Source organism: Exiguobacterium sp. s129, assembly GCF_018617585.1.
Taxonomy (GTDB): Bacteria; Bacillota; Bacilli; order Exiguobacteriales; family Exiguobacteriaceae; genus Exiguobacterium; species Exiguobacterium aestuarii_A.
Genome location: NZ_JACSKL010000011.1, coordinates 42,772 through 67,728, shown reverse-complemented (window position 1 = coordinate 67,728; position 24,957 = coordinate 42,772). Strand labels below are relative to the sequence as shown.

General features: G+C 46.7%; 26 protein-coding genes and 1 pseudogene. 5 read left to right on the top strand and 22 right to left on the bottom strand.

Annotated elements, in window-relative coordinates; all coding sequences use genetic code 11:
- Positions 1-179 precede the first annotated feature (179 nt).
- From KNO92_RS12040 to KNO92_RS12030, 3 genes are all read right to left on the bottom strand, one after another.
- Entirely contained in the window at positions 180-413 is a 234-nt protein-coding gene (locus KNO92_RS12040) for a DUF896 domain-containing protein (protein WP_214761521.1), read from the bottom strand.
- A 60-nt stretch (positions 414-473) separates the two neighbouring features.
- A complete protein-coding gene (locus KNO92_RS12035) occupies positions 474-1,118 on the bottom strand; it encodes a YneB family resolvase-like protein (protein WP_074033881.1) in 645 nt (214 codons plus the stop codon).
- A 71-nt stretch (positions 1,119-1,189) separates the two neighbouring features.
- A complete protein-coding gene (locus KNO92_RS12030; RefSeq protein WP_214761519.1) occupies positions 1,190-1,426 on the bottom strand; it encodes a hypothetical protein in 237 nt (78 codons plus the stop codon).
- 204 nt (positions 1,427-1,630) lie between these two features.
- Here KNO92_RS12030 and lexA point away from each other — a divergent pair, with 204 nt between their 5' ends.
- Positions 1,631-2,251, top strand: a complete 621-nt coding sequence (gene lexA / locus KNO92_RS12025) for a transcriptional repressor LexA (protein WP_074033201.1) — start codon at positions 1,631-1,633, stop codon at positions 2,249-2,251.
- On the top strand, positions 2,251-2,691 hold the full coding sequence (locus KNO92_RS12020) for a metal-binding protein (protein WP_214692725.1): 441 nt from the start codon (positions 2,251-2,253) through the stop codon (positions 2,689-2,691). The genes lexA and KNO92_RS12020 overlap by 1 nt, the downstream gene beginning before the upstream one ends.
- Before the next feature lie 132 nt (positions 2,692-2,823).
- Here KNO92_RS12020 and glnA read toward each other — a convergent pair whose 3' ends face one another.
- From glnA to hflX, 4 genes are all read right to left on the bottom strand, one after another.
- Positions 2,824-4,164, bottom strand: a complete 1,341-nt coding sequence (gene glnA / locus KNO92_RS12015; RefSeq protein WP_214692727.1) for a type I glutamate--ammonia ligase — start codon at positions 4,162-4,164, stop codon at positions 2,824-2,826.
- Between the two features lie 47 nt (positions 4,165-4,211).
- Entirely contained in the window at positions 4,212-4,616 is a 405-nt protein-coding gene (locus tag KNO92_RS12010) for a MerR family transcriptional regulator (protein ID WP_214692728.1), read from the bottom strand.
- Between the two features lie 92 nt (positions 4,617-4,708).
- Positions 4,709-6,007, bottom strand: coding sequence for a methionine gamma-lyase family protein (locus KNO92_RS12005; RefSeq protein ID WP_214692731.1), 1,299 nt, complete (start codon positions 6,005-6,007; stop codon positions 4,709-4,711).
- 2 nt (positions 6,008-6,009) lie between these two features.
- Complete coding sequence (gene hflX, locus KNO92_RS12000; protein WP_214692745.1) at positions 6,010-7,257, bottom strand: GTPase HflX; 1,248 nt, start codon at positions 7,255-7,257, stop codon at positions 6,010-6,012.
- Between the two features lie 102 nt (positions 7,258-7,359).
- Here hflX and KNO92_RS11995 point away from each other — a divergent pair, with 102 nt between their 5' ends.
- Positions 7,360-8,364 (top strand): tyrosine-type recombinase/integrase, encoded by a 1,005-nt coding sequence (locus tag KNO92_RS11995; protein ID WP_214761517.1) that lies wholly within the window; start codon positions 7,360-7,362, stop codon positions 8,362-8,364.
- Positions 8,365-8,461: 97 nt separating this feature from the next.
- On the opposite strand, the gene KNO92_RS11990 is transcribed toward KNO92_RS11995, so the two are convergent.
- The 4 genes and pseudogenes from KNO92_RS11990 to KNO92_RS11980 all read right to left on the bottom strand — a co-directional run bounded on the left by KNO92_RS11990 (position 8,462) and on the right by KNO92_RS11980 (position 11,243).
- Entirely contained in the window at positions 8,462-8,827 is a 366-nt protein-coding gene (locus KNO92_RS11990; protein WP_483297455.1) for a transposase, read from the bottom strand.
- Positions 8,820-8,963 (bottom strand): annotated as a pseudogene (locus KNO92_RS15025) (GNAT family N-acetyltransferase); the annotation flags it as partial. The gene KNO92_RS11990 and the pseudogene KNO92_RS15025, both read right to left, overlap by 8 nt.
- Before the next feature lie 195 nt (positions 8,964-9,158).
- The gene (locus KNO92_RS11985; RefSeq protein WP_214761515.1) at positions 9,159-10,262 is read right to left on the bottom strand and encodes a hypothetical protein; all 1,104 of its coding nucleotides are present in this window, start codon (positions 10,260-10,262) and stop codon (positions 9,159-9,161) included.
- Positions 10,263-10,649: 387 nt separating this feature from the next.
- Positions 10,650-11,243 (bottom strand): GNAT family N-acetyltransferase, encoded by a 594-nt coding sequence (locus tag KNO92_RS11980; RefSeq protein ID WP_214761513.1) that lies wholly within the window; start codon positions 11,241-11,243, stop codon positions 10,650-10,652.
- Between the two features lie 295 nt (positions 11,244-11,538).
- Here KNO92_RS11980 and KNO92_RS11975 point away from each other — a divergent pair, with 295 nt between their 5' ends.
- Positions 11,539-12,696, top strand: a complete 1,158-nt coding sequence (locus KNO92_RS11975; RefSeq protein ID WP_214692758.1) for an MFS transporter — start codon at positions 11,539-11,541, stop codon at positions 12,694-12,696.
- A 104-nt stretch (positions 12,697-12,800) separates the two neighbouring features.
- Here KNO92_RS11975 and KNO92_RS11970 read toward each other — a convergent pair whose 3' ends face one another.
- Positions 12,801-13,595, bottom strand: a complete 795-nt coding sequence (locus KNO92_RS11970; RefSeq protein ID WP_214761511.1) for a hypothetical protein — start codon at positions 13,593-13,595, stop codon at positions 12,801-12,803.
- Positions 13,596-13,683: 88 nt separating this feature from the next.
- Between KNO92_RS11970 and KNO92_RS11965 the strand changes: the two genes are divergently transcribed.
- Complete coding sequence (locus KNO92_RS11965) at positions 13,684-14,232, top strand: DUF4256 domain-containing protein (protein WP_214761509.1); 549 nt, start codon at positions 13,684-13,686, stop codon at positions 14,230-14,232.
- 687 nt (positions 14,233-14,919) lie between these two features.
- On the opposite strand, the gene KNO92_RS11960 is transcribed toward KNO92_RS11965, so the two are convergent.
- From KNO92_RS11960 to KNO92_RS11915, 10 genes are all read right to left on the bottom strand, one after another.
- Positions 14,920-16,101 carry a glycine C-acetyltransferase gene (locus tag KNO92_RS11960; protein ID WP_214761507.1) on the bottom strand — a complete coding sequence of 394 codons (1,182 nt, stop codon included), beginning with the start codon at positions 16,099-16,101 and terminating at the stop codon, positions 14,920-14,922.
- 14 nt (positions 16,102-16,115) lie between these two features.
- Positions 16,116-17,192, bottom strand: a complete 1,077-nt coding sequence (gene tdh, locus KNO92_RS11955; RefSeq protein WP_214761505.1) for an L-threonine 3-dehydrogenase — start codon at positions 17,190-17,192, stop codon at positions 16,116-16,118.
- A gap of 167 nt (positions 17,193-17,359) precedes the next feature.
- Positions 17,360-17,620, bottom strand: coding sequence for a stage V sporulation protein S (locus KNO92_RS11950; RefSeq protein ID WP_012726477.1), 261 nt, complete (start codon positions 17,618-17,620; stop codon positions 17,360-17,362).
- A 26-nt stretch (positions 17,621-17,646) separates the two neighbouring features.
- Complete coding sequence (locus KNO92_RS11945; RefSeq protein ID WP_214692776.1) at positions 17,647-18,441, bottom strand: TIGR00282 family metallophosphoesterase; 795 nt, start codon at positions 18,439-18,441, stop codon at positions 17,647-17,649.
- Positions 18,442-18,489: 48 nt separating this feature from the next.
- Positions 18,490-20,052, bottom strand: a complete 1,563-nt coding sequence (rny, locus tag KNO92_RS11940; protein WP_214748227.1) for a ribonuclease Y — start codon at positions 20,050-20,052, stop codon at positions 18,490-18,492.
- 187 nt (positions 20,053-20,239) lie between these two features.
- Positions 20,240-21,289: a recombinase RecA gene (recA, locus tag KNO92_RS11935; protein WP_214761503.1), complete on the bottom strand. Its 1,050-nt coding sequence runs from the start codon at positions 21,287-21,289 to the stop codon at positions 20,240-20,242.
- Positions 21,290-21,365: 76 nt separating this feature from the next.
- On the bottom strand, positions 21,366-22,592 hold the full coding sequence (locus KNO92_RS11930) for a competence/damage-inducible protein A (protein ID WP_214761501.1): 1,227 nt from the start codon (positions 22,590-22,592) through the stop codon (positions 21,366-21,368).
- A 62-nt stretch (positions 22,593-22,654) separates the two neighbouring features.
- Positions 22,655-23,233, bottom strand: coding sequence for a CDP-diacylglycerol--glycerol-3-phosphate 3-phosphatidyltransferase (gene pgsA / locus KNO92_RS11925; protein ID WP_214692781.1), 579 nt, complete (start codon positions 23,231-23,233; stop codon positions 22,655-22,657).
- Between the two features lie 32 nt (positions 23,234-23,265).
- Positions 23,266-24,138, bottom strand: coding sequence for a helix-turn-helix domain-containing protein (locus KNO92_RS11920; RefSeq protein WP_214761499.1), 873 nt, complete (start codon positions 24,136-24,138; stop codon positions 23,266-23,268).
- Between the two features lie 27 nt (positions 24,139-24,165).
- Positions 24,166-24,942, bottom strand: a complete 777-nt coding sequence (locus KNO92_RS11915; protein WP_012726484.1) for a YmfK family protein — start codon at positions 24,940-24,942, stop codon at positions 24,166-24,168.
- Positions 24,943-24,957: the final 15 nt, after the last annotated feature.

Genomic DNA, 24,957 nt, shown 5'->3' with positions numbered 1-24,957 from the left:
TTTCTACCCGTCATATTTTATCACACTCATTCGTGTGTCACAACTAATTAATTAGTATAACACATTGAGTGAAATCGTTTCCTTCAATTGCCTTAAAAGAACAGCAATCCGTTCGTCTGATGACCGTTCGTGTATAACAAAAATGCACATCCTATACGAAATAGGATGTGCATTCAGCATCACTCGCCACGATAGCGTTTTTGATCTTCTTTCAACTTCTCTGGTGTGACGTCGTTTCCTTCTGGATCGACGACCTTCATCCCCATCATTTGCGATTTGAACGATTGACGGAACGCCTTCAAATATTCTTGGCGTAAATCTTGTTGTTCGTTCATCTCATCTTGAGACAGTCCTTCTATCTTCGCTTTGTTGGCGAGGAAATTGATTCGCTCCAATTGTCCTGGTGCTAACATCTGACTCGCCCCCTCTCTAGTGAATTTGTTCTTATACTTTACAAAATCAGAGAGGAAGAATCAAGTTTCAGCTACTGACTGGTGCTCGAGATACCGTCGATTGACGGTCGCTTTCGACACTTCATAACCGAATCCACGGAGTGTTGCCGCAATCTCAGCAAACGTCAACCCGCGCTCGCGCAGTTGGATAATCTCCTCAATCGGCACTTCGATTCGGTGTCGCCCACCTTGATCGTTGTTTTGAATATTGCGCTGTGGGTTGAATCCGTTGGCGACGGCACGGCGCATCCCACGAGAAATTTTAGCGTTGTGAATTTTACGTTGATACTCTTCCACAACACTGACAATTTCTAATACCATTTTTTCGGCATCAGAAACGACATAGTCCGACGTTGATTGCATCGTCAGCAACCGAACGTCATGCTTCATCAATGTGTGCAAGATGGCAATCTTGGCATTTCCTCGTCCCAGACGACTGTCGTCCGTGACAAGTACGGCATCCAAATCAGACATCGACACATGGTCAAGCAAATCAAGGAGCCCCTGTCGATTCACTTCATATCCACTCTCTTGCTCCGTGATGATCTCTATGACTTCTGCCCCTAGTTGCGAAGCCAGATGCTGTAATTCATCGACTTGCCGACTGAGTGATGTCTCTTGGGTTGACTTGTTCGTCGATACCCGACAATAGATGACGACTCGCATCGCATCACTCCCTTTCATCGCATTCATTCCTTACGATACACAGTTCAAGAACGGTTCGCAATGATCAACAATCACTCAGCGGCATACCATTTTGTTTTTCGTTCATTATGCTCTTCTCGCTCTGCCATAATTTGCGCTTCGAGTGATTCCGCTTGGGCATAAGCGACTTCTTCTTCAATCGTACGTTCCGTAGTGACGACCGGTTCGACTACCGCCGGTTCCCCTCGCATCTCCCCTGCCAAATAAAAAGCGAACATCCCGACCAAGAGCATCCCGACTAAAATGATTCCGTTAAGTGTATCTTTCATGATTGCATTGCCTCCTGTATAAGAATATATGTTCGTTAGAACGTTTGTTCGTTTATCTGTACTCATCATAAAACAAGAACCCGTGTTCGGTCAACACAAAAAAAACGAACGAATGTTTGTACGCTCATGTGTTCTTGTGTTACACTAGACACATAAAGAATAGGATGCGTTTGCAGGTTATTCGATTACATCGAGGTGAACATAATGAAAAAAATGTCAGCGCGACAACAACAGATTCTTGATTTCATCAAAGACGAAGTTCGGGCAAAGGGATATCCGCCTTCTGTTCGTGAAATTGGAGAAGCCGTCGGCCTTGCTTCTAGTTCGACCGTACACGGTCACTTAGATCGTTTGGAAAAACGCGGGTTGATCCGTCGAGACAAGACGAAACCTCGCGCGATTGAAATTTTGACTGAAGATATGCCGGCAATGGAAGAGCAGGAGTCCGTCATGTACGTACCGGTCATCGGGAAAGTTACCGCCGGGACACCGATTACCGCCATCGAGAACGTGGAAGAACACTTCCCGCTCCCGGCACATATCGTCGGTTCAGATAATGTATATATGTTGTCCGTTTCCGGAGATTCGATGATCAACGCCGGAATTTTGGACGGGGACCGCGTGCTCGTTCGTCAGCAAAGCACCGCCGACAATGGAGAGATTGTCGTCGCCATGACCGATGAGGGCGAGGCGACTGTGAAACGGATTTATAAAGAAGCTTCAAAAGTCCGTCTTCAACCGGAAAACGATGAGTTGGAAGCGATGTATTTTGACAACGTCTCGATTTTAGGGAAGGTCATCGGTGTATACCGGACGATTCATTAATGGCTAGTGGCAAGACCCATACCCGAACGAATCTCGTGGCAACCGGCGCACTTGCGGTTGCCACGCCTTTTATTGAAATCGATATTCCGTTCGCATTGATCATCGGTGCGATTATCGGTACACTCTGGCTCTCCCCAGATCTTGACTTAAAATCAGATGCCTATTACCGATGGGGTCCACTTAAATTCATATGGCTCCCATATGTGAAGCTCATGCCACACCGTTCGCTCTTTTCGCATTTACCTGTTTTGAGTGATCTGATTCGGATTTCGTACATCGGCTTCCCACTCATTCTGCTCTTGCCCTTCACAGCATATGAAACAGAAATCCGGTCGTGGGTGGACGTACACGGCATGTCATTCTTTTTAGGTCTTGTATTTGCAACGACACTGCACACGACACTCGACTATACATCGACATTTTTTAAGAAAGCATTCTGAACAATTAAAAGGACCACCTGCCGATTTTTTCACGGAGGTGGTCTTTTTTACTTAAATGGCATAGTAAATGAAAGAGCACGGAACAATCTTCAGATGAAGGTCATTCCGTGCTCTTTTTGCATATTTCTTCTATTAGTAGAGCGTCATGTACTGATCGCGTTCCCACTCCGTGACTTGCATACGGAACATATCCCACTCGATTTCTTTCAATTCGAGGAAGTGTTCGCCGATGTGCTCACCGAGTGATTCCATCACGACTTTGTCCGCACGAAGCACTTCGAGTGCGTCGAAGAGCGTTGCTGGAAGGTCGTCGATCCCGTTCGCTACACGCTCTGGTTTGTCCATTACGTAGATGTTGCTGTCGATTGGTTTTGGTGCATTCAAATCTTTTTCGATTCCGTCAAGACCTGAAGCCAAGAGAGCAGCAAGTGCGAGGTACGGGTTCGCTGCTGGGTCAACCGAACGTACTTCGATACGAGTCGAAAGACCACGTGCTGCTGGTACGCGTACGAGTGGTGAACGGTTGCGTGCGCTCCAAGCAACGTAGCAAGGTGCTTCGTAACCAGGTACGAGACGCTTGTAAGAGTTCACAGTCGGGTTACATACTGCTGTGAACGCACGAGCGTGCTCCAAGATACCAGCTGTGAACGCGCGAGCTGTGTCTGAAAGTTCCATGTCGCCATTTGGATCGTAGAAGACGTTTGTGTCGCCTTTGAAGAGTGACATGTTCGCGTGCATCCCTGAACCGTTTACACCAAAGAGTGGTTTTGGCATGAATGTCGCGTGAAGACCATACTTCGCAGCAATCGTCTTAACAACGAGCTTGAACGTTTGGATGTTATCTGCCGTTGTGACAGCATCTGCATATTTGAAGTCGATTTCGTGTTGTCCTGGTGCAACTTCGTGGTGTGATGCTTCGATTTCAAAGCCCATGTTTTCAAGTTCGATGACGATTTCTTTACGGCAGTTTTCACCGAGGTCAACTGGCGCCAAGTCGAAATATCCACCTTGGTCGTTAAGTTCAAGTGTCGGACGACCTGATGCGTCTTTCTTGAACAAGAAGAATTCTGGCTCTGGTCCAACGTTGAACGCTGAGAAGCCAAGTTTTTGCATTTTCTCAAGGTTACGCTTGAGTGTACCGCGCGGGTCACCACTGAATGGTGTACCGTCTGGGTTATAAATATCACAAATTAAGCGAGCGACTTTTCCGCTGCCATCTGTCCACGGGAAGACAACCCATGTGTTGAGGTCTGGATATAAGTACATGTCTGATTCCTCGATGCGGACGAATCCTTCGATTGACGATCCGTCAAACATCATCTTGTTATCAAGTGCTTTGTCCAATTGGCTGATCGGCACCTCGACGTTTTTGATTGTTCCGAGGATATCCGTGAATTGAAGACGAATAAAGCGTACGTCTTCCTCTTGTGCGATGCGTTTAATGTCTTCTTTTGTGAACGTTTTTCTGGCCATGGTAAAATGTCCCCTCTCACATTGTGTAATGGTTGATGTGTGCGGCGTTATCGATAAAAACGTGAAAGCTCGCCTTGAATGAGCGACGTCTTATTGAAACGACCGGCTTCTTGAAGCTGTGTTTTCAACAAATGATGTAACTCTTTTTCCGAAACCTTTGGTGCTTCATTGACCGGTGCGGCCGGAGCAGACGCTTCTGCTTCTTTTTCACCTTCTTGCTCTAACATGTGACGAATTGCCGCCAAATTAAAGCCTTGATCAATGTAATCCTTGATTGCGAGTAGACGTTCGACATCATTAAAGGAATAAAGCCGTCGTTTCGATTCCGTCCGACTAGGCGAAATCAGACCCTGTTCTTCATAATACCGAATCTGCCTACCAGTCAGTTGCGTCAGATCTTGGACGATTCCAATCGGAAACAACGGGTTGGAGCGACGAAATTGATCAGCCATCCTTACCCCTCCTTTTCTGTCTCACAATGTGAGAATAATACATGACAACAATCCTGTCAATAGATGTTAAGAAAGTTAACATGACAGAACGGTTACAAATGCGCTTGCTGATTTTGGTCGTTGAATTCGACCAGTCCTTTATCGTGTAATTGGCTCAACGCCAACATGAGAGCGACTTTAACATGAGCATACGTCAGACCACCTTGAACATACGCTGTGTATGGTGCTCGAAGCGGTCCATCCGCTGACAACTCGATTGATGAACCCTGAATGAACGTGCCTGCTGCCATGATTACATCATCTTCATATCCAGGCATATAGGCCGGAACAGGTAACGCATGAGCGTTTACCGGTGATGCCATTTGGATGCTTTGACAAAACGCGATCATCTTCTCACGGTCGCGGAACGTCACCGATTGAATCAAGTCCGTTCTCGGAGTCGAATAGTGTGGGTCAGTCTCAAACCCAATCAACGATAAAAGGCTTGCCGTCAAGTGTGCCCCTTTCAACGCTTGTGCGACAGTATGAGGAGCCATATAAAAACCTTGGTACATTTCTTGAAGCGAGTAGAGCGACGGTCCGGCTTCACTTCCGATACCTGGAGTGGTCATCCGGAACGAACAACGTTCAATCAATTCTTTCGTTCCTGCGATATACCCTCCCGTCTTCGCCAATCCGCCTCCTGGGTTTTTGATCAGAGAACCGGCCATCAAGTCGGCTCCGACGTGCGTCGGTTCAATTGTCTCGACAAATTCACCGTAGCAATTGTCCACGAACACATACACATGCGGATGCGCCGCTTTGATGCGTTCGATGGCGATCTTGATTTCTTCGACTGGAATACTGCGACGATTCGCATATCCTTTCGAGCGCTGAATCCCGACGAGTTTCGTTTCTGGACGAATTCGTTCGATGACGCGGTCGATGTCGATTTCACGTTCTTCTTTTAATTCAACAGTGTCGTAATGGACACCGAGTTCTTTTAATGAGCCGCGACCGTCTCCACGGATGCCGACGATTTCCTCCAGCGTGTCATATGGTTTCCCTGTGATATACAGCAATTCGTCACCTGGTAGAAGGACACCGAACAAGGCAATCCCAATCGCATGCGTACCCGAGATGATTTGCGGTCGGCATAATGCGAGCTCTGCTCCGAACACGTCTGCATAAATCGACTCGAGCGTGTCACGACCGAGATCATCATATCCATACCCTGTCGTCGGATTAAAATGGAAATCCGATACTTTGTGCTTTTTAAACGATTCGAGAACACGATACTGGTTGAACTCAGCCGTCTCTTCAATCTTCTCAAAAAATGGTTTCACTCGTGCCTCTGCCTTTTTCACATACGGCGCGAGTGCATCATAATGTTCAATCTTTTCTTGCCACATACTTACACCTCAAATTGTTTTAGCGTCGCATATAGACGCGTGTCTTCTCTCATATAGCCTACCAACTCGACAGAACCATCATCCAAGAAGTTTTCTTCAAGACGGTACATCGCCTCTTTGGCTGGGTGGTAATGTTCAAAAGCCGTCACCGGTAAGACGACGTGGACTTTTGTTAAAATGTCCGAGATTTTATCTTCGAGTGCACCAATCAACTGTTCGATATCTTCTGATGCGATCGCAGAGATCAACAACGGTCCACCGACGAAGTCTTCCGTGAGCCGGTCTTTCTTATTATATACCTCGAGTTGTGGGACCTCACTTGCACCGAGTTCTTCCAATACCGCATTCGTCGTATCGATTTGGTTCAAATAATGTGGGTTCGATGCATCGATGACATGAAGGATCAAATCAGCACCGACCACTTCTTCCAAAGTTGAACGGAAAGCGGCAACGAGTTTCGTCGGTAAATCACGAATAAATCCTACCGTATCGGTAATCAACACTTTTCCACCGCGTGGAAGTTCGAGTTCACGCGTCAACGGATCAAGTGTTGCGAACAACTCATCCTGCTCATACGTATCTGCATCCGTCAATCGATTAAAGATTGTCGATTTCCCGGCATTCGTATACCCGACGAGCGCGACCTGGAAGACGCGATTTTCTTTCCGACGTTCCCGGTAGCGATCCCGGTGTGCGACCGTTCCTTCGAGTTGTTTCGTAATCTCATCGATGCGACGCTTGATGTGGCGACGGTCCGACTCAAGTTTTGTCTCACCCGGTCCACGAGTCCCGATTCCACCACCGAGTCGCGAGAGCTGTGTCCCTTGTCCGATGAGACGTGGTAGTAAATAGTTCATCTGCGCGAGTTCGACCTGCAATTTCCCTTCGCGCGATTGCGCACGGCTCGCAAAGATATCTAAGATGAGCTGCGTACGGTCAATCAGCTTCATCTCATCCGGGTCGTTCAAGGCGATGCGAATGTTCTTCGACTGCGCCGGTGTCAACTCGGCGTTAAAAATTAACAAATCCGGCTCGAACTGTTCGACGAGCATCGCGAGCTCTTCAATTTTTCCTTTCCCGATAAAGGTACGACGGTCGACTTGTTGACGTTTTTGGTCGAGTCGTGCGACGACTTCACCTTGCGCCGTATCCACGAGTTCGACGAGCTCGCCCATCGACTGTTCATATGTCCAATCATCGACATTCGGTAACTGACAGCCGACGATGACAACTTTTTCACGTTCTATCATGTAATCCCTCATTCCATAAAGTCTCACCTTTCATCTTACCACGAATCAACGTATAGAGAACGTCCGTTTGTGGTAGGATATAAAGAAGAAGGAGGCTCGACCATGACGAAACGTAGAAAAGACTATCCGCTCCCGGAATTTATCGAAACGTACTTGTATCATCTCGGAGCAAGCGGCCGTCAACCCTCGACGCTAAAACGATATCGCTACGACTTGATTGACGTGCATAAATACTTTCACGACCACAATGTCGAACTGAACGAACCGACGGACTGGTTAGACGTCCCCATCGAATCGTGGAAGACGTTTGTGAATGACTTTTTAATCGAAGAGAAGCACTATCAACAGGCGACCGTCGCTCGAATCGTCACGGTCATCAATAGCCTGACCCACTTTTTAAATCCGCTTCGGAAGAAGATGCTTGCCTACTCGCAGCCGGCACATACGTTGTCCATCGACCAAATCGCACTCGAGTCTGAATTCGATCGTCTTGTTCATACGATTCGTTCGACGAGGGGCTTGAGCGAGAATCAGTTGCAAGCCCACCCATATCTCGTCAATCGGAACGAACTGATTGTGACGCTCTTCTATAAATATGGCTTGCGCGTCCATCACATCATTCGTTTACGTATGAGCGACCTGCATCTGGCTGATCACACCTTTGACGTATATGACCGTCTCGGGAACCAGTTCACGTTAAAGCTCTCACAAGAAGACCAATCGTTACTCATGAACTATTTGGCCGACATCCCGACACCGGTACGCCCACGCTGGTACTCGGAAGATCCGGTTTTCGTCTCATTCGATTTCGCACGGATGACATTCCGCTGGGTATATGCGAAAAATCAGCCGAAACAACTAACGATCGTCATGATCACGAAGATGATGCGACAGCTAAATGAACGGAGCGGACTCGCACGATCGGTCACCCCGTCAATGCTTCGAAACGCCCATGTGTTAAAAACGTATGCGACCGATATGACGCCATCTGAGCGAATGAACCTCACCTGTATGCATAAAGAATCTTCCCTTCGTCGTTACGAACAGGCGTATGAAGAATTCGGAACTGAATTGTTCGAGTCAGACGAAAGACCCGCCCTCTCGTGAAGGGCGGGTCTTTGTCATGTAACTCAAGAATCTAGTGGAAAATACGAAGCCACTTCAAATTGATCGTTAGAATCATCATATAACTCAATATAATATCTTATCTTCTATTCTCCTCGTCATTGCCATCCAAGTTCAATTCGACCAATTCTAAGAATGAATCCTGCAATTCATTCTCTGTATCTTGTGAGTCTAGCAATAACTTAGGCTCGAGCTCGCTATCATTTAGTGTGGAACTTCCGTCAATAATCCCTAGCATATGAGAGACTGTATCAATCATGATTTGTTCCATCATCTTTAATAAGATTTCCTTTTCTACTGGATTAGAGTTTTGATATAAATTCCAAAACGCATCCATGTTTGAATCCACTTCTACCGTCTCATACATTTCTTTATATTCATCGATTCCTTCTCTGATCACCGTTTCATAAATCGCCCTAACAAATTCTTGATTCACGTCAGTCATTATTTCCTCTCCATTCATCCTGCAACAACCCATAAACAACATGATCAACGTAACGGTCATACAGCCATTCTGCATCTCGAATGACCCCTTCTTCTTTAAAACCGAAACGTTCCGGGAGTGCGCAGATTTTTACATTTCATGTTGCGATTTTAATCTAAATCTTATATAGATTAAGCACTTAGAACCTGTACTCAATCATGCCCTCGAGTGTTTGAGTAATCATGTTTCTTGAATCTGAATGTGTGTTTCGGTGACTTCATTCCAGAAGCAGAGAGCGTCATCGGCTTTTTTATTCACGTTTGCGGGTTTCAATAAATTTATCATTTATGTTTTATTCTACGACCAAATCTACTCCCATAGGGTAATCAATCCGGATAGCATTAATCAATTTCAAATTTTCATCGACAATTAACAGTCTACCAGATTTATCATCTTCTCCTACCTCGGTGAGATACGAGCGCTTCAAAATCGGATTGTAGTACAAGTATCGATATAGATTATTTTCATCCCAGTATGGAAGATCCATCTTTTCGACGGAAAAATCTTTTCCGAATGACCACTTCACCATCATTAGTTCGTCGACTGATGTCTCCGAATCATATTTTGAGACGATTTGATAGCCTATGTTCGCATCAATCATACGAATACCTTCATGAGAATTGTAATACGCGTTATCAATTACTTGATGATACGTCGAAGTTTTTTTCCCTGAAGCATCGATTCGATGCATCATACCTAGGCTGTCAGCAAAATAGGTGTTGTTCCCATCCGTATGTAACGCCGTATACTCATAAGGCTCCTCTTCACCGCGGTAAACTGTCGCTTCGCCAGTCACTCGGTCGAGAAACACCATCGCCGCGTCTTCTCCATCCGACCCTTCTTCCCCTGCGCTCACATAAGCGATGTGATTCTCTGTCTCTAAAAGTGGCGAGTGGGTAGGTAAATTTTGTGGTGGCGTCAAATAATTCTGTCGTTCTTCAACATTTGAAATCGTCATCGACATTCCTAATCCTTCAACATACGTCTGCGTGCCGGTTTGATAAGATGCAATCGATTTAAACCAAGTCTGTTCTCCTTGATGACTAATTGAATCCAGCATCACATCGTGTTCGAAATAGGTAATATCTTCTTTGTTGAATCGTTTCGTGTCTAGATTGAATGTATAATAGTGATTGGCATACTGTCCACTATTCAAAGAACCAAAAAGCGTGTCTGGTCGAGTAGTCTTCACATCAAGACTGATTGCCCCGAAATTTGAATCTTGAATACTTTCTTCATTCATGATATTTCCGTCTTGATCAATCTCTACTAAATACGTGTCTTTCGGCTCATTCTCGTCTGCCCATATATTTAAGTAAGGGTATAGCAAATAAAGATGTCCACTCGGTGGTTGAAACGTCACGTCCGTGATATCGGTCGAAACAACTGGTGCCAAGGTTCTATCTTCTGTTTTAAAAAATTGATGAATGGTATAAATTGTTATAACTCCTAAAATTGTTAAAGCAGAACTAATCATAACTTTTTTTGAAATGTGCACTTTTACTAAAACCTCTTTCTTTATCCTCTCAATGCGAACTGGTATCCTCGGACGCAGTGAATTTTTAACCTATCTGGTGAACATATCAATATTTTACTCGACTATTTTCTTTGCCCACAGGAAACAATTGCTTAAGCGTTAGAGGAACTCGATAAGAAATGAAATTACCATATGTGTTAACTAATTAATGGACTGGCGAGTTCGTCTGCCGTGTAGGTTGAATGTGCATGTCTGACAAAGTATATGGTCGTCATCCAATAGTCCCCTTCTAAAAGCATGTACTTGTTATATACGATTTTCAGCCTCAATATAAGCTTCAGAATGATGATTTAGCTGTAAAAATTCATTCTGAAGCAACCCATAAATGACATGATCGACATAACGGTCATACAGCCATTCTGCATCTCGAATGACGCCTTCTTCCTTAAAACCAAAGCGCTCCGGAAGTGCACGACTCTTTACATTTTCAGTCGCAACTCGAATCTCAATCTTATTTAGTTTAAGGTCTCGGAATCCGTACTCGATGATGGTCTCGAGCGCTTGACTCATGATTCCATTCCCTTGAAACTCTTGTCCGAGCCAGTAACCAATTTTACCGCATTGAATCCCACGATCGATTTCGTTAAATCCGATTGTCCCGGCAAGCACGCCTTTATAGATCACAGCGAATGATTTTGGGAATCCACCCGTCTCAATCAGCCCTTTGATTCGTCCTTCTATGTTCCGCTTCGAGTCTTCCACTGATTCAATGTAGTCAAGCCATCCGAGCCACTCTCGTAGATAAGGCTTCGATGCCATCGTCAGTTCAAACAGTGCGTCTGCATCGTTTACATTAAACATTCTAAGTGTGATATCGTTATTTAATTTATATTCAAGCATTTTTACCTCATCCTTCTCACTTATCAAAATATGTATCATTTCATATCAACTTTAAATAATATTCGTCACTTCAACTTCAAAAGGGGATGTTGTGGTTACTCTTTTAAGTAAACCATAAAATCAACTCCGCATATTCAATTCTCCATCTCACAAATACAATTTTACCCATACGATAAGTTTACAGAATTCATCAAATTTTGTATAATTATTTTTATATTATTTTATGAAGAGGTGAAAATGTGTAAAAACGATTCGTCCAACCCACCCAATTGAATAGATTCGGAGGAGATTTGTGATGAAATCGTTTTATACACTGCTCGTTAGCCAATGGCTCGCCAATATTGGCGATGTCCTCTACATCGTCGCACTCATTGCCTCGTTGTATCAACAAACCGGTTCCGCTCTCATGGCGGCCAGCTTCCCGATTGCCGTGACTGCCGGTATGACACTCAGCGGACTCTTTTTCGCCCGTATCCTCAGCCGCTACTCGCTAGGGAAAACGCTCGTCCTGTCACAACTGATGAAGACGGTTACCCTTGTTCTCGTTCTCTTCACGGATTCGATTCTAGTTCTCGGTCTTGTCGTGTTGATCGCTTTCCTCGATGGATTCGCACGTCCCATCCAAGCATCATTCATCCCAAGATTGACGACGAATCGTCAACAAGCGAACAGCCTCGTGCAAGGTTCCAATCAGTTCATCCAGCTCGCCATGTGGCCGCTCGGGACGATGCTCGTCTCTTTCACCTCGAGCGCTCTCGCGTTAGTCGTTTCCCTCGTTCTCTTCGTCCTTTCCACGATTGTGACGATTTACTTCAATCAATCGCTTACGGAAGACAGCGTCGATGATGGAACGGATGAATCGATTACCTTACGCGCTAGTCTTACTTATGTAAGAACGTCACCATTCGCCCGTCGTGTGACATGGTTTGTGACGTATGAATCATTTGTCAGCACGCTCTGGATTTCGGCATTGCTTCTCGTCTATCTCGAACGACATCTACAAGTCGATACGGGCTGGTGGGGGATGCTCAACGCAGCATTTTTGATCAGTATGATTGCGGCGAGTGCCCATCTTTATCGGTCTCGACAAGCGCCATCGTTACCGTCGACCGCTATCTTATCCATTGTCGCCGCCATTTTGTTCGGCATGACTGCACATCTCGCGTTTGCAATTTTGGCGTTAGTCATTCAAGGCGCAGCTACACAAATCCGCATCATCCAGACGAACACCGTCATTCAAGAACAGATTCCGGCTACACAGCTTCCTTATGTATATAGTGTGCAACAGACAGGATACGCCCTTGCATTCAGTGTGGGGAGCTTGCTGTTCGGACTTCTCGCGGACGGACTACCGATTGATTCGGTTTACCTTCTCGGTGCACTTTTGACCCTTCCGTTGATTTGGATCGGACGATTAACTGAACAGTCCATGTTAACCGTATCCTCTGTATAAGCAACAGGCGCCTTCTCTAAAAGAGGGCGCCTATTGTATAGACTTTTCCACCAAAATAAATAGTTGGACGTTCTATTCAATTACAATCCAGTGTTTAATTTTCCCTATTCGTCACTCCCGTATTGAAATACTCCTACGCCATAGCCTCGCTTCATATCTCCTAAAATAAAAAGTGACAGAATGCTTGCCTCGGTCTCAATCAAAAATCGAAAACCTTCCAACTCATCACTCTCCTCAATCATCGTAATCAATTGAAGAAGTTCACCTTCAGATACGTTTGGAAGATGACAGGTCATCATATACTCATTCGACCACATCCATTTTCCGTAAAGTCCGACACTGTATTCACACTTTGTCACATCTGCCCATCCCTTGAGATCAGTTAGAAATCGACTCTTCTTTAAAACTGTCTGAAATGAAGTGACGTTTAGTAATTTGAATAGTCGCAAGAGGAATGTCTCAGATGACTGTACTTTCGGCAACCCGAATTCCCTCCAATGACTATCCGATGATAGTTTATACAAGTCTTCACTCTTTAGTGAAGACGAATCAGGATCATGAAAGTCTCGACTATTAGCACATAAGAAATCAACAGCCGAGATACTTTGTTCATTTGGATAATCGACTTGTGCATGTGTTGAATAGATCTCACGACGATACGGATCATACAAAAAGAGAAGCTGTCCCTCTATATAAACGCCCAACGGCAAGGTCAAATCAACGTACCGAAGTCGTCCTAATTGTGACTTTGTGACAATCACGTCAAGTTCACAATAGTCTGTGACTCGATACGAACCGACAGGCAATCGACTCAAATAGTCTGTTTTCAATGTGAACAGATCCATTGTCTGAAATACATTCACTTTTAGATGCTCAACGTATATTTCATCAAAATTCAATTTAGATTCCCCTTTCTCACAATGGATAAGACAAACTGTAGCGATTCATATCGTATACTAAAAGAAACAAATGATCGGAGTGATTTTTATGTCGAAGCTTTCACACGAAGAAATTCTTGAGTTATTAAATACGTTAGAGTCTCGCTTCACCGAAAACGTGGAACGTCATCCTGACCTCATCTGGTCAGACGTATCGGAGCGAATTCAAATTGATCAGGATAAGTTGGCCACACTCTCCTTAATGGAACAGACAGGAGGCGAACCCGACGTGATTCGTCTAGCTAACGGAGATCTCGCTTTTTGCGACTGTTCAGTCGAGAGTCCGAGCGGTCGACGAAGCCTCTGTTATGACGAACCAGCTCTTGAGGCACGTAAAAAGAATAAGCCCGTCGGAAGCGCGATCGCCTTATCTGAACAGATGGGCATAACCCTTCTCGATGAAGAAGCATACCGACATTTACAAACGCTCGGTCAATTCGATTTGAAGACATCGAGTTGGATTCTGACACCGAATGAGATTCGTCGAAAAGGCGGCGCCCTGTTCTGCGACCGCCGTTATGATCACACTTTTGTCTATCACAATGGTGCAGATTCTTATTATGCGGCTCGAGGATTTAGAGGGATACTCATGATTTAAGCAAGGCAATGCGCTTTGCTTCTTTTTTATCGGAATAACCAACTAAGGAATTGCGGAATATACATGATGAAAAACAAACTGACAGGAATCATTGCAAGTAATCTTAACACCCACATAATTCTACTTTTTAACTTCCGAGAGTAGAACAACAATGCACCGAACGTAATCGCATTCGCTGTCAAATTCGGTTCTTCTATCCCGTTCTCAATCCATTGCTTGAAAAAAACCTTCCATCCAGGAAAGGATTCGAGGGCGAACGACTCACTGAAACTCGGTGTAAGGTTGTATTTCAGCCTCACAAACCAGGCTCCTATATAGACAGAGATGAATAAGAGCGCGTAGCACATTAGTACAACGTTCCACAATTTCTCTTTCCAACCCTCACTCCGAAAGTACAAGACGTATATCACAATCAAGACACTAAAGATTACATTTATGATGAATGGTGGTGAAATCGTCAGAATCGAAAACGTCTCTAAATCTAACACCATTCCCACTTGAAATATCCCTTGCTGAAACATAGCCTTTCCTCATTTCTGATATGTACTGATTAAATCAAATTACGGTAAGTGAAATATTAAAAATACGTTATATTTCGGCTTACTCTATCTATGTTCTATCTGAATATACTCGATTTCACGTACAAATCCATCAAAAAACTGCAGACAGATTGTCTGCAGTCCCCGTTTATGCGTGAAGTGTCACATTTAACTCTTCCGCTACCGTTTTGAACGCCTCGAGTGCGCGTTCGAGGTCATCTTGCGTATGCTCCGCTGTGACGATGGTCCGGATGCGTGATTTTCCGCGCTCAACTGTTGGGAAAGCGATACTCTGTGCGAATACGCCATGCTCTTTCAGCTTGTCCGAGAACGTATGCGCAAGCGTCTCTTCGCCAAGCATGACCGGAGTGATTGGTGTCGTCGCATGTCCGATATCGAAGCCGAGGTCGCGTAGTCCGTTCTTGAAGAACTCCGTGTTCGCCCACAATTTTTCGAACAACTCTTCTTCCTCTTTCATGACACGGATCGCTTCACGGTTCGCCGCTACGACTGCCGGTGGATGTGATGTCGAGAAGAGGAACGGACGACCTTTATGAATCAAGTAATCCCGCACGTCTTGTGAACAGGCGACGTATCCGCCGAGGACACCGATTGCTTTTGAAAGCGTCCCGACCTGTAACGCGACACGTCCGTCTAAACCGAAGTGGTTGACCGTTCCGCGACCGTTCTTCCCGAGAACGCCAGATGCGTGCGCATCATCGACCATGACCGCAGCGTCATATTTCTCGGCGAGTTCGACGATTGCCGGAAGCGGTGCGATGTTCCCGTCCATCGAGAACACACCGTCCGTTACGACGAGACGTGTCCGATAATCTTGTGTTTCTTTTAATGCCTTCTCCAAGTCTTCAAGGTCGACGTGCTTATAAATGCGTCGCGCTGCTTTCGTAAGACGAATCCCGTCGATAATCGACGCATGGTTGAGCGCGTCACTGATGACGACATCTTCCGGTCCGAGAAGTGCAGACAAGACCCCGAGGTTCGTCGCGAATCCTGATTGGAAGACGAGCGATGCTTCCGTGTGCTTGAACTCTGCGAGTTCGCGCTCAAATGCTTCGTGCATCTCGAACGTACCGGCAATCGTCCGGACCGATCCTGTTCCCGCACCGTACTGTTCGACCGCTTCAATCGCTGCCTGCTTCAAACGTGGATGGTTCGCTAGTCCGAGATAGTTGTTTGATGACAGCTGGACGAGTGACTTCCCGTCGATTGTCACTTCGTTCCCTTGTGCCGATTCGAGCGGGACGAGCTTACGGAACGTCCCCTGTTCTTTCATCTCATTGATTGCTTCTGTAATATGTTCAAATGCCATGTTGTTTCCCCCCTTTAAGGTATTAAGACGACCTTCCCACATTTCCCTGCCCGCATGAGTTCGAACCCTTTTTCGAACTCTTCGAGCTTGAAGACGTGCGTGATGATCGGTTCTACGTTCAACTGACCCGTCGCGAGCATCGTCGAGACTTGGCTCCACGTCTCGTACATCTTCCGTCCTGTGATCCCTTGGACACGGACACCTTTAAAGACAACATCACGCGTGAGGTCGATGGCGACCGGACGAGCTGGGAGTGACAGGACGTTGACATCCCCGCCTGCCGTGACCATTTTGAACGCCTGGTCGATCGCAATCGGGTGACCGCTCATCTCGCAGACGACATCGATTCCGTCTCCGTCGGTCTCACGCTCGATCAATTCGAGCGGATTCTCTTCTAAACTGTTGATGACGACATCTGCCCCCATCTCTTCTGCGAGCTTTAAGCGATACGGATTGACGTCAATCGCATAGACGCGACTCGCACCAGCTGCTTTAGCGACGCCTACCGCCATGAGTCCGATTGGTCCACATCCGACGATGGCGACCGATTTGGCAGACACGTCACTCGCTAGCACCGTATGAACCGCATTTCCAAGTGGTTCTTGAATGGATGCAAGTTTTGCCGGCATCGTTTCTGGGTTCACCCATAGGTTCTCTTCAGGCATAACGACGTACTCTGCAAAACAACCTTGCGTGTCCACACCGATGATTTTTGTATTTTTACAGATGTGATATTGTCCACGCAAACATTGTTTACACTGATGACAGACGATATGCGTCTCAGCGGATACGGTCTGTCCGATTTTAATGCGTTTCGTCCCTTCCCCGAGTGCCACGACTTCTCCCGAAAATTCATGACCGAATACATACGGTGGTTTGACACGGCTTTGTGACCACTCATCCCACTCATAGATATGAACATCGGTCCCGCAAATCGATGTCGCTTTGACTTGAATGAGTACTTCTCCAGGCCCTGGCGTCGGAACTGGTACGTCGACCAGTTTTGCCCCAAAACCGGCCGTGTGTTTTTGAATCGCTTTCATTACTGGTGTCGTTGTTTCCTTCTCTGTGGTTGACACGAGTTGTTCCATTGAAAACGTCCCCCTCTTGTCTCTTATGATCGAACGATACGTTCTTTATCATCTTGTCATAAAATGACGAAACTGAGAAGACGGAACGTCCATTTTCCACAAAAAAAAGAGGAGCCATCCGCGCCGATGGCTCCTCTTCACAAGAATAGGACCTATGTCCCGACCGCTCATCGTGGCTCAATGATGAGCTTGATAGCAGTACGTTCCTCTCCGTCAATCATAATATCGGTAAAGGCTGGAATGCAAATCAAATCGAGACCGCTTGGCGCGACGAAGCCTCTGGCGATCGCGACGGCTTTGATGGACTGATTCAGCGCACCTGCCCCAATCGCCTGTATCTCACACGTTCCTTTTTCACGTAGCACACCCGCTAAAGCACCCGCAACGGAGTTAGGGTTCGATTTTGCCGAAACTTTGAGTACGTCCATTCTTGTTTCCCCCTCGGGTAGGTTGTTCAATCAAACCAGACGGTCTGATCATCTAGGTGTATTCGTTCGATTTTTGTCGCTCGTTTCGTCTGATCATCGATTGTAATGAAAACTCCATTAAGTTGTTCCCGTCCCTCGGCAACTTCAAACCGAACTGGGAGTTGTGTCATAAATTTTTTTAAAACAACGGATGCATCCATCCCGAGTACCCCGTCAAGTGGACCCGTCATCCCGACGTCGGTAATATACGCTGTCCCGTTCGGCAAGACACGTTCATCTGCCGTCTGTACGTGCGTATGCGTGCCGACTACGGCTTGGGCACGCCCGTCAAGGTGATACCCCATCGCAATCTTTTCACTTGTCGCCTCGGCATGGACATCGACGAAGATGGCGTCTACCTCGTCACGCACTTCTTCAACGAGACGATCGACGGTACGGAACGGACAGTCAAGGGATGGCAAGAAGACATTGCCCATGACGTTGATGACGGCCAATTTCTTTCCATTTTGTTTTAACTTCATCATCCCGACTCCAGGTGTCCCGTCCGGATAGTTTGCTGGACGGACGATCCGGTCGGCATCGTCGATCCAATCAAAGATGTCACGGTTATCCCACGTATGGTTCCCCATCGTCACCCCATGGAAGCCGAGTTCTAAAAACTGTTGATAAATCTTTTTTGTGAGACCGCGACCGTTTGCCGCATTCTCACCGTTGACGAGCATGAACGTTGGGTTGTATTTGTCTTTCAACCGACCAATTTGATTGCTCAAAATATCTCGACCGGGTTTCCCGACGACATCACCGATAAATAAAATTTTCATATAAAATCCTCCCTCAAACAGAAAAAGCGGAGAAATTCTCCGCTTCGTTTACTTCGCATAATCGACGGAACGTGTTTCACGAATAACCGTCACTTTAATTTGTCCAGGATAATCGAGTTCATCCTCGATTCGTTTACAAATATCGCGTGCCATCTTACCGGCGACGACATCGTCGACGACGTCAGGGCGAACGATAATTCGAACTTCACGTCCCGCTTGAATCGCATACGATTTCTCGACACCTTCAAACGACTCACAGATTGACTCGAGTCGTTCGAGACGGCGAATGTAGCTTTCTAGCGTCTCTTGACGAGCTCCAGGGCGAGCTGCCGACAAGGCGTCAGCTGCTGCGACTAGTACTGCAATCGTCGATGTCGCTTCGACGTCCCCGTGGTGGGAAGCAATCGAGTTGATGACGACCGGATGTTCCTTGTACTTCGTTGCAAGCTCTACTCCGATTTCGACGTGACTGCCCTCGACTTCGTGGTCGATCGCTTTTCCGATATCGTGCAAGAGTCCAGCTCGCTTCGCGAGTGTGACGTCTTCCCCGAGTTCGGCTGCCATCATCCCGGCAAGATGTGCCACCTCGACCGAGTGAGACAAGACGTTCTGTCCATAACTCGTACGATAGCGCATGCGACCGAGTGTCTTGACGAGGTCTGGATGGAGTCCGTGAATACCGGCTTCGAAAGTAGCTTCTTCTCCGTACTCACGAATGCGCTCATCGACTTCACGACGAGACTTCTCTACCATCTCTTCAATGCGAGCCGGGTGGATACGCCCGTCTTGAACGAGTTTTTCAAGCGTCATTTTGGCGATTTCACGGCGAACTGGATCGAAACCTGACAAAATGACCGCTTCTGGCGTGTCATCGATGATGAGATCAATTCCAGTCAACGTCTCGAGCGTACGGATGTTACGTCCTTCACGCCCGATGATGCGACCTTTCATCTCATCACTCGGTAAGTTGACGACAGATACCGTCGTCTCCGCGACATGTTCAGCAGCGTATCGTTGCATCGTGAGAGATAAGAGGTGTTTCGCTTTTTTATCCGCTTCTTGTTTTGCTTTTTGCTCGATTTCTTTTTGAAGGAGAGCAGCATCGTGAAGCGCTTCCTGCTTCGCTTCGTCCATGATGATGGTACGTGCTTCATCTTTCGAGAGGGCTGCCACGCGTACAAGTTCTTGGCGTGCCTCTTCGTATAAGTCCTCCACTTTGCTTTCGAGCATTTCTGCTTCACGTTTGCGTTTTTCGAGCCCGCGCTCCTGTTCATCTAGCGAATCTTCTTTCCGCTCGAGCATATCTGCTTTGCGGTCGAGAAGCTCTTCTTTTTGAACGAGGCGATTCTCTTTCACTTTCTGGTCTTCGCGACGTTCACGCAATTCTTGTTCCGTCTCATTGCGAAGTTGAATCATCTCTTCTTTTACTTCAAGCCGTGCTTCTTTTTGCATCGCTTCCGATTGTTGTTTTGCTTGTTCTACAATCTTAGTCGCTTCCGTCTCGGCACCTTGAATCTTCGCTTCGGCGATCGATTTACGCACAAAAAAACCTGCAACAAAAGCTATCGGCAAAAGGAGGATCAGAATAAGCCAGTATAGCCATTCCATCATGTTCACCTCCCTTTCGCAAGGTTATTTTATTTTTTTAATAAGTGAGTAACGCAGGCAAGCCCGCGCATAACTTTATTGTACTTATTTAAGAGAGAGAATGCAATGCACGGACAGGATAGAACTACCAATTGCCTAAAAATTATACTAAAAAAATCTCACTCGGATGATTCCGAGTGAGACCATGTGCTTATTCGTCATCAAGAAGTGAGAGAACTTCGTCGTCTTCATCTTCAACTGTGACTGTTTTTTCTCCGTTCAAGCCGTAGTGATCACGAATTTGACGTTCCACTTCGGCCGCAATGGCTGGATTTTCTTTCATGTATTGTTTCGCATTTTCACGACCTTGACCGAGACGCTCCTCGTTGAACGAGTACCAAGCACCGCTCTTTTGAACGATATCGAGGTCTGCACCGATGTCGATGAGTTCCCCTTCACGTGAAATCCCTTCACCGTACATGATGTCGACTTCCGCCGTCTTGAATGGTGGTGCGATCTTATTTTTTACAATCTTGATTTTCGTACGGTTCCCGACCATGTCTTGACCTTGTTTGAGCGTTTCTGCACGACGTACTTCGAGGCGTACTGAAGAGTAGAACTTCAAGGCACGACCACCAGGTGTCGTTTCCGGGTTACCGAACATGATTCCAATTTTCTCACGAATTTGGTTGATGAAGATGACGATTGTTTTCGATTTGTTCGTTGCACCAGACAATTTACGAAGTGCCTGAGACATCAAACGAGCTTGAAGACCGACGTGCGAGTCTCCCATCTCCCCTTCGATTTCGGCTTTCGGTACGAGTGCCGCAACCGAGTCGACGACGAGGATATCAACTGCTCCCGAGCGAACGAGCGCTTCAGCGATCTCGAGCGCCTGTTCCCCTGTATCTGGCTGAGAGAGCAACAACTCATCGATGTTGACGCCAAGATTTTTAGCATATTTTGGATCGAGCGCATGCTCGGCATCGACGAACGCAGCTTGACCGCCACGTTTTTGAACTTCTGCAATCGCATGAAGGGCAACAGTCGTCTTACCTGAAGATTCTGGTCCGTACACTTCAATGACACGACCGCGTGGATATCCACCCGCTCCAAGTGCGACGTCGAGGGCAATCGACCCAGAAGGGATGACCGATACTTGCTGGTCTGTATTTTCACCAAGGCGCATAATCGAGCCTTTACCGAATTGTTTCTCAATTTGGCGCAATGCCATTTCTAACGCTTGTTTACGATCACTCATAGATAAATGAGCCTCCTTTAATTGATACTTTCATTATACGTGAACATATAGCGATACACAAGTTTTTTACGAACATTTATTCGCCTTTTTTAATTCGTTGAATGAGGGCCCATAGTCCATCTTTTGCAGCCCGCATCCGAATGACGTTACGTTCTTGGTGCGGATAAACACGCTCGATGACCTCGATTCCATCCGGTGTTTTCACCCCGATGTAGACCGTACCGACGGGACGCCCTGAATTTGAGGTTGGTCCAGCTTCACCGGTGAACGAGAGCGCGTAGTCCGCATTCGTTTGTTTAACTAATCCATCTACCATCTCATAAGCAACTTCTTTTGAGACGACTGAGTGCTGTTCAATTGTATCAAGAGCGACCCCTAAATACCTATTTTTTAGCTCATCTGAATAGGTAACGACTCCCCCTAAAAAGACAGCCGATGCTCCTGGAGTCGATGTGATCATCGATTGGACTTCTCCCCCGGTCAATGACTCAGCAATTGCCAGTGTTTGGTGATGACGTGTCAATGATTGCACGAGGTATGAGGCAATCGTTTCATCATCTGACCCGAAATAATACGAACCGACACGTCGTAAGATTTCCTCTTTCATTTCTTCAATCATCAGTCGTGCAGCCGTATCATCTACCGCCCGAGCACTGACTCGAAGTCTCGCTTCTCCTGTCTCAGCATAAGGTGCGACAGTCGGGTTAGACCCGTTCAACAAGTCTTTGACGGCATCATCAAGTGCCGATTCTCCAATTTCATAAAATCGTAACGATTCCGAGACGAGCGTCGCGCCTGAAAACTTTTTCGGAAACGTCGCATCGATGAGCGCCCGCATCTCGCGTGGCACACCAGGAAGTAGCATCCACGTCGTCTCCCCTTCAATCCACATACCTGGAGCCAGACCGACCGGATTTTGTAAAACGTCCGCACCTGACAAGACGTCCGCCTGACGAGCGTCCCCTTCATTCATCTCACGGTTACGTGACTGAAGAAATTGTTGAATCGTGTGAAACGCCTCTTCGTCTCGAACAATCGGGTGTTCGAGCAGATCAGACAAGACTGTCTTCGTGACATCATCTGCCGTCGGTCCAAGTCCACCCGTAACGATGACAAGGTCTGAACGACGACGCGCAATCTCGAACGTCTCCCGCATTCGTTCCGCGTTATCCCCGACAACTTGATGATACAAGACCGAGACACCGTATTTCGAAAGTTGTTCCGATATGTAACTCGCATTCGTATTGACGATTTCTCCTAAGAGCAACTCGCTTCCTACCGCAATGATTTCGGCTCGTTTCATCATATTTCCTCCTCGACTTCAAAAAAAAGACGAGCTAGATCAACCAACTCGTCTTTGTCGACTTACATCGACTTCACAATAATCTTGTAGTTTTGTGCGAAATACTCGGCACCTGAGTAAATCGTGAGTGCGAGTGCCAACCACATCGCCCATTCCCCAAACGGGATGCCGACATAACTGAAAATCGGGTTACCGAATAGGAGGAAAATGATGGCGAACAGTTGCACCCATGTTTTAGCTTTGCCTGACTTACCCGCCGCGACGACAATCCCTTCGTCGGCAGCGACAAGTCGAAGACCCGTGACCGCAAACTCACGAGAAAGAATCACGACAACGACCCACGCAGCCACGAGGTCCATCTCGACGAGCAACACGAGCGCCGCTGTCACGAGTAGTTTGTCCGCGAGCGGGTCCATGAATTTCCCAAAGTTTGTGACCAAGTTGTGTTTTCGCGCCAAATGACCGTCTAACCAGTCTGTAATGGCCGCAATGGTAAAGATGACACCAGCGATAAATTGGTGTAGCGGGATCTCAGCACCTAAAAAGGCAATGTTTCCCCAATCAAAATCAACAGCGAGTAAGACGACGAATACGGGAATCAACACCACGCGTAACATCGTCAATCGGTTAGGTAGGTTCATGTAGAACGCCTCCTCTTAGAAGGAGAGTCGACTTATTCTGCGTCGACTCTCTTTACAAATATATTTTGTGTGACCGGAGACTCTTGAAGCTCGAGCTCGCGACCGTTGACGACGATTTTCTCAACACCTGCGATGAGTCCGATCCGGATTCGTAACGTGTCCGTTTCAGCATCTTCAATGACAATCGGATTCTGTTTCGATTGGTTCGGATATTCAGGCGCAAGGAACGGACCTTCAAGTGATGTATCACGAACACCGACATATGAGGCTGGCGATTCTTTCACATAAATCTCGGTCGATAGTTTATCGCTCGTAGCGAGCTCATATGTGATGTCCGCCCCGTTCGATTCCGTTACCGCAATCGGACCAGATTCTGCTGGCGGTTCTTCCTCAGCAGGCTCCTCTGATACCGGTTCTTCCTCTGCAGGTTCATCCGCTGGGACATCCTCGTTCTGGTCGAGTGTGACATTTGAACTCGGTGGTTTAGCCGGACTTGCGTCTTGTCCACCAAAGTCGATGCTTCTCACGGCAAAATAGATTGCTGTAATGAGCAAAAAGACGGTAAGGGCGAGAAGTACTTTCGGAACCCATCTCGACACTCGACTCGTCGACTCGGACGCTTTGGAATACGTCTTTTTACGAGAAAGTTGAACGGATGGCTGTGCTTCGATTTTTGGTAGATCTTTTGCGTAAGTCTCATACAATTCGTCCACATCGAGACCGAGTGACTCCGCATACGTTTTAATGAACGCCCGTGCATAGAAAGAGCCAGGGAGATTTTTGTAATCACCTTCCTCGATCGCGATGATATAGCGCTTTTGAATCTTCGTCGTCTGCTGGATTTGGTCGAGCGTCAATCCGCTCTCCTCACGCTTTTGTTTCAAAAAAGTCCCTAGTTCTGTCACAGGGGTCCACACCTTCCATTCACATAATTATTCAAACCATTCTGACTCACGATGCGTTTCTTGTGGGATGATAATCGTCTCATCCGGATTGTTTCTCAATTCAATAATATAATCAAAGTCTTCGTACACGCAATCGGTGTTTCGGACATAAAGGTCAGGGTGTTCAATGACCTTCACGGCAGGCAACCGCATGACCTCACGGATCAGTTGACGATGTCGCTCGTCCATCGTACGCGTAGAGACCGCTCCATCGATTATGTATACATGATCGCCTTCCCGCTCTTCTTCAAACAAAGAGGTTCGGACCGTCTGTTTCATGAGGGTCGATGACAAGAACAACCAACGTTTATTCGCACACACACTGGCTGCGACGATGGATTCTGTTTTCCCAACGCGCGGGTTCCCCCGTACGCCAATCAATAGATGACGTTCTTCTTTCATCAGTTCTGCTACGAAATCAACAAGAATCCCTAAGTCTTCTCGGACGAAACGGAACGTTTTCTTATCATCGCTGTCGTGGTCGATGTAACGACCATGTCGAATCGCTATCCGGTCCCGTAATTTCGGGCGGCGCAATTTGATGACTGCGATGGCTTCCATACGTTTTAAAATATGCTCGAGTCGATGGACATGATCTGCGGCCGGAGCTTTGAGCAGCATGCCACGACGTTGCAGGTCGACTCCATTAATGGTGACGATGGAGATTTGAAGCATTCCCATGAGAGACGCGATGTCTCCGAGGATACCCGGTCGATTTTGACACAATTCATATTCGAGATACCACTCTTCGAATTTATGTTCCATCCCGAACCATCCTTT

What these genes read in the sequence shown, in the direction of transcription:
- KNO92_RS12030 (WP_214761519.1), bottom strand. Translation starts at nt 1,426, where the DNA reads ATGAAAGATACACTTAACGGAATCATTTTAGTCGGGATGCTCTTGGTC.
- KNO92_RS11975 (WP_214692758.1), top strand. Translation starts at nt 11,539, where the DNA reads ATGAAATCGTTTTATACACTGCTCGTTAGCCAATGGCTCGCCAATATT.
- KNO92_RS11960 (WP_214761507.1), bottom strand. Translation starts at nt 16,101, where the DNA reads ATGGCATTTGAACATATTACAGAAGCAATCAATGAGATGAAAGAACAG.
- KNO92_RS11930 (WP_214761501.1), bottom strand. Translation starts at nt 22,592, where the DNA reads ATGAAACGAGCCGAAATCATTGCGGTAGGAAGCGAGTTGCTCTTAGGA.
- KNO92_RS11915 (WP_012726484.1), bottom strand. Translation starts at nt 24,942, where the DNA reads ATGGAACATAAATTCGAAGAGTGGTATCTCGAATATGAATTGTGTCAA.
- KNO92_RS11990 (WP_483297455.1), bottom strand. Translation starts at nt 8,827, where the DNA reads ATGACTGACGTGAATCAAGAATTTGTTAGGGCGATTTATGAAACGGTG.
- hflX (WP_214692745.1), bottom strand. Translation starts at nt 7,257, where the DNA reads ATGATAGAACGTGAAAAAGTTGTCATCGTCGGCTGTCAGTTACCGAAT.
- KNO92_RS11945 (WP_214692776.1), bottom strand. Translation starts at nt 18,441, where the DNA reads ATGAAAATTTTATTTATCGGTGATGTCGTCGGGAAACCCGGTCGAGAT.
- KNO92_RS12020 (WP_214692725.1), top strand. Translation starts at nt 2,251, where the DNA reads ATGGCTAGTGGCAAGACCCATACCCGAACGAATCTCGTGGCAACCGGC.
- pgsA (WP_214692781.1), bottom strand. Translation starts at nt 23,233, where the DNA reads ATGAACCTACCTAACCGATTGACGATGTTACGCGTGGTGTTGATTCCC.
- KNO92_RS12035 (WP_074033881.1), bottom strand. Translation starts at nt 1,118, where the DNA reads ATGCGAGTCGTCATCTATTGTCGGGTATCGACGAACAAGTCAACCCAA.
- rny (WP_214748227.1), bottom strand. Translation starts at nt 20,052, where the DNA reads ATGATGGAATGGCTATACTGGCTTATTCTGATCCTCCTTTTGCCGATA.
- KNO92_RS12040 (WP_214761521.1), bottom strand. Translation starts at nt 413, where the DNA reads ATGTTAGCACCAGGACAATTGGAGCGAATCAATTTCCTCGCCAACAAA.
- KNO92_RS11995 (WP_214761517.1), top strand. Translation starts at nt 7,360, where the DNA reads ATGACGAAACGTAGAAAAGACTATCCGCTCCCGGAATTTATCGAAACG.
- KNO92_RS12010 (WP_214692728.1), bottom strand. Translation starts at nt 4,616, where the DNA reads ATGGCTGATCAATTTCGTCGCTCCAACCCGTTGTTTCCGATTGGAATC.
- KNO92_RS11965 (WP_214761509.1), top strand. Translation starts at nt 13,684, where the DNA reads ATGTCGAAGCTTTCACACGAAGAAATTCTTGAGTTATTAAATACGTTA.
- tdh (WP_214761505.1), bottom strand. Translation starts at nt 17,192, where the DNA reads ATGGAACAACTCGTGTCAACCACAGAGAAGGAAACAACGACACCAGTA.
- KNO92_RS11950 (WP_012726477.1), bottom strand. Translation starts at nt 17,620, where the DNA reads ATGGACGTACTCAAAGTTTCGGCAAAATCGAACCCTAACTCCGTTGCG.
- lexA (WP_074033201.1), top strand. Translation starts at nt 1,631, where the DNA reads ATGAAAAAAATGTCAGCGCGACAACAACAGATTCTTGATTTCATCAAA.
- KNO92_RS12005 (WP_214692731.1), bottom strand. Translation starts at nt 6,007, where the DNA reads ATGTGGCAAGAAAAGATTGAACATTATGATGCACTCGCGCCGTATGTG.
- glnA (WP_214692727.1), bottom strand. Translation starts at nt 4,164, where the DNA reads ATGGCCAGAAAAACGTTCACAAAAGAAGACATTAAACGCATCGCACAA.
- recA (WP_214761503.1), bottom strand. Translation starts at nt 21,289, where the DNA reads ATGAGTGATCGTAAACAAGCGTTAGAAATGGCATTGCGCCAAATTGAG.
- KNO92_RS11980 (WP_214761513.1), bottom strand. Translation starts at nt 11,243, where the DNA reads ATGCTTGAATATAAATTAAATAACGATATCACACTTAGAATGTTTAAT.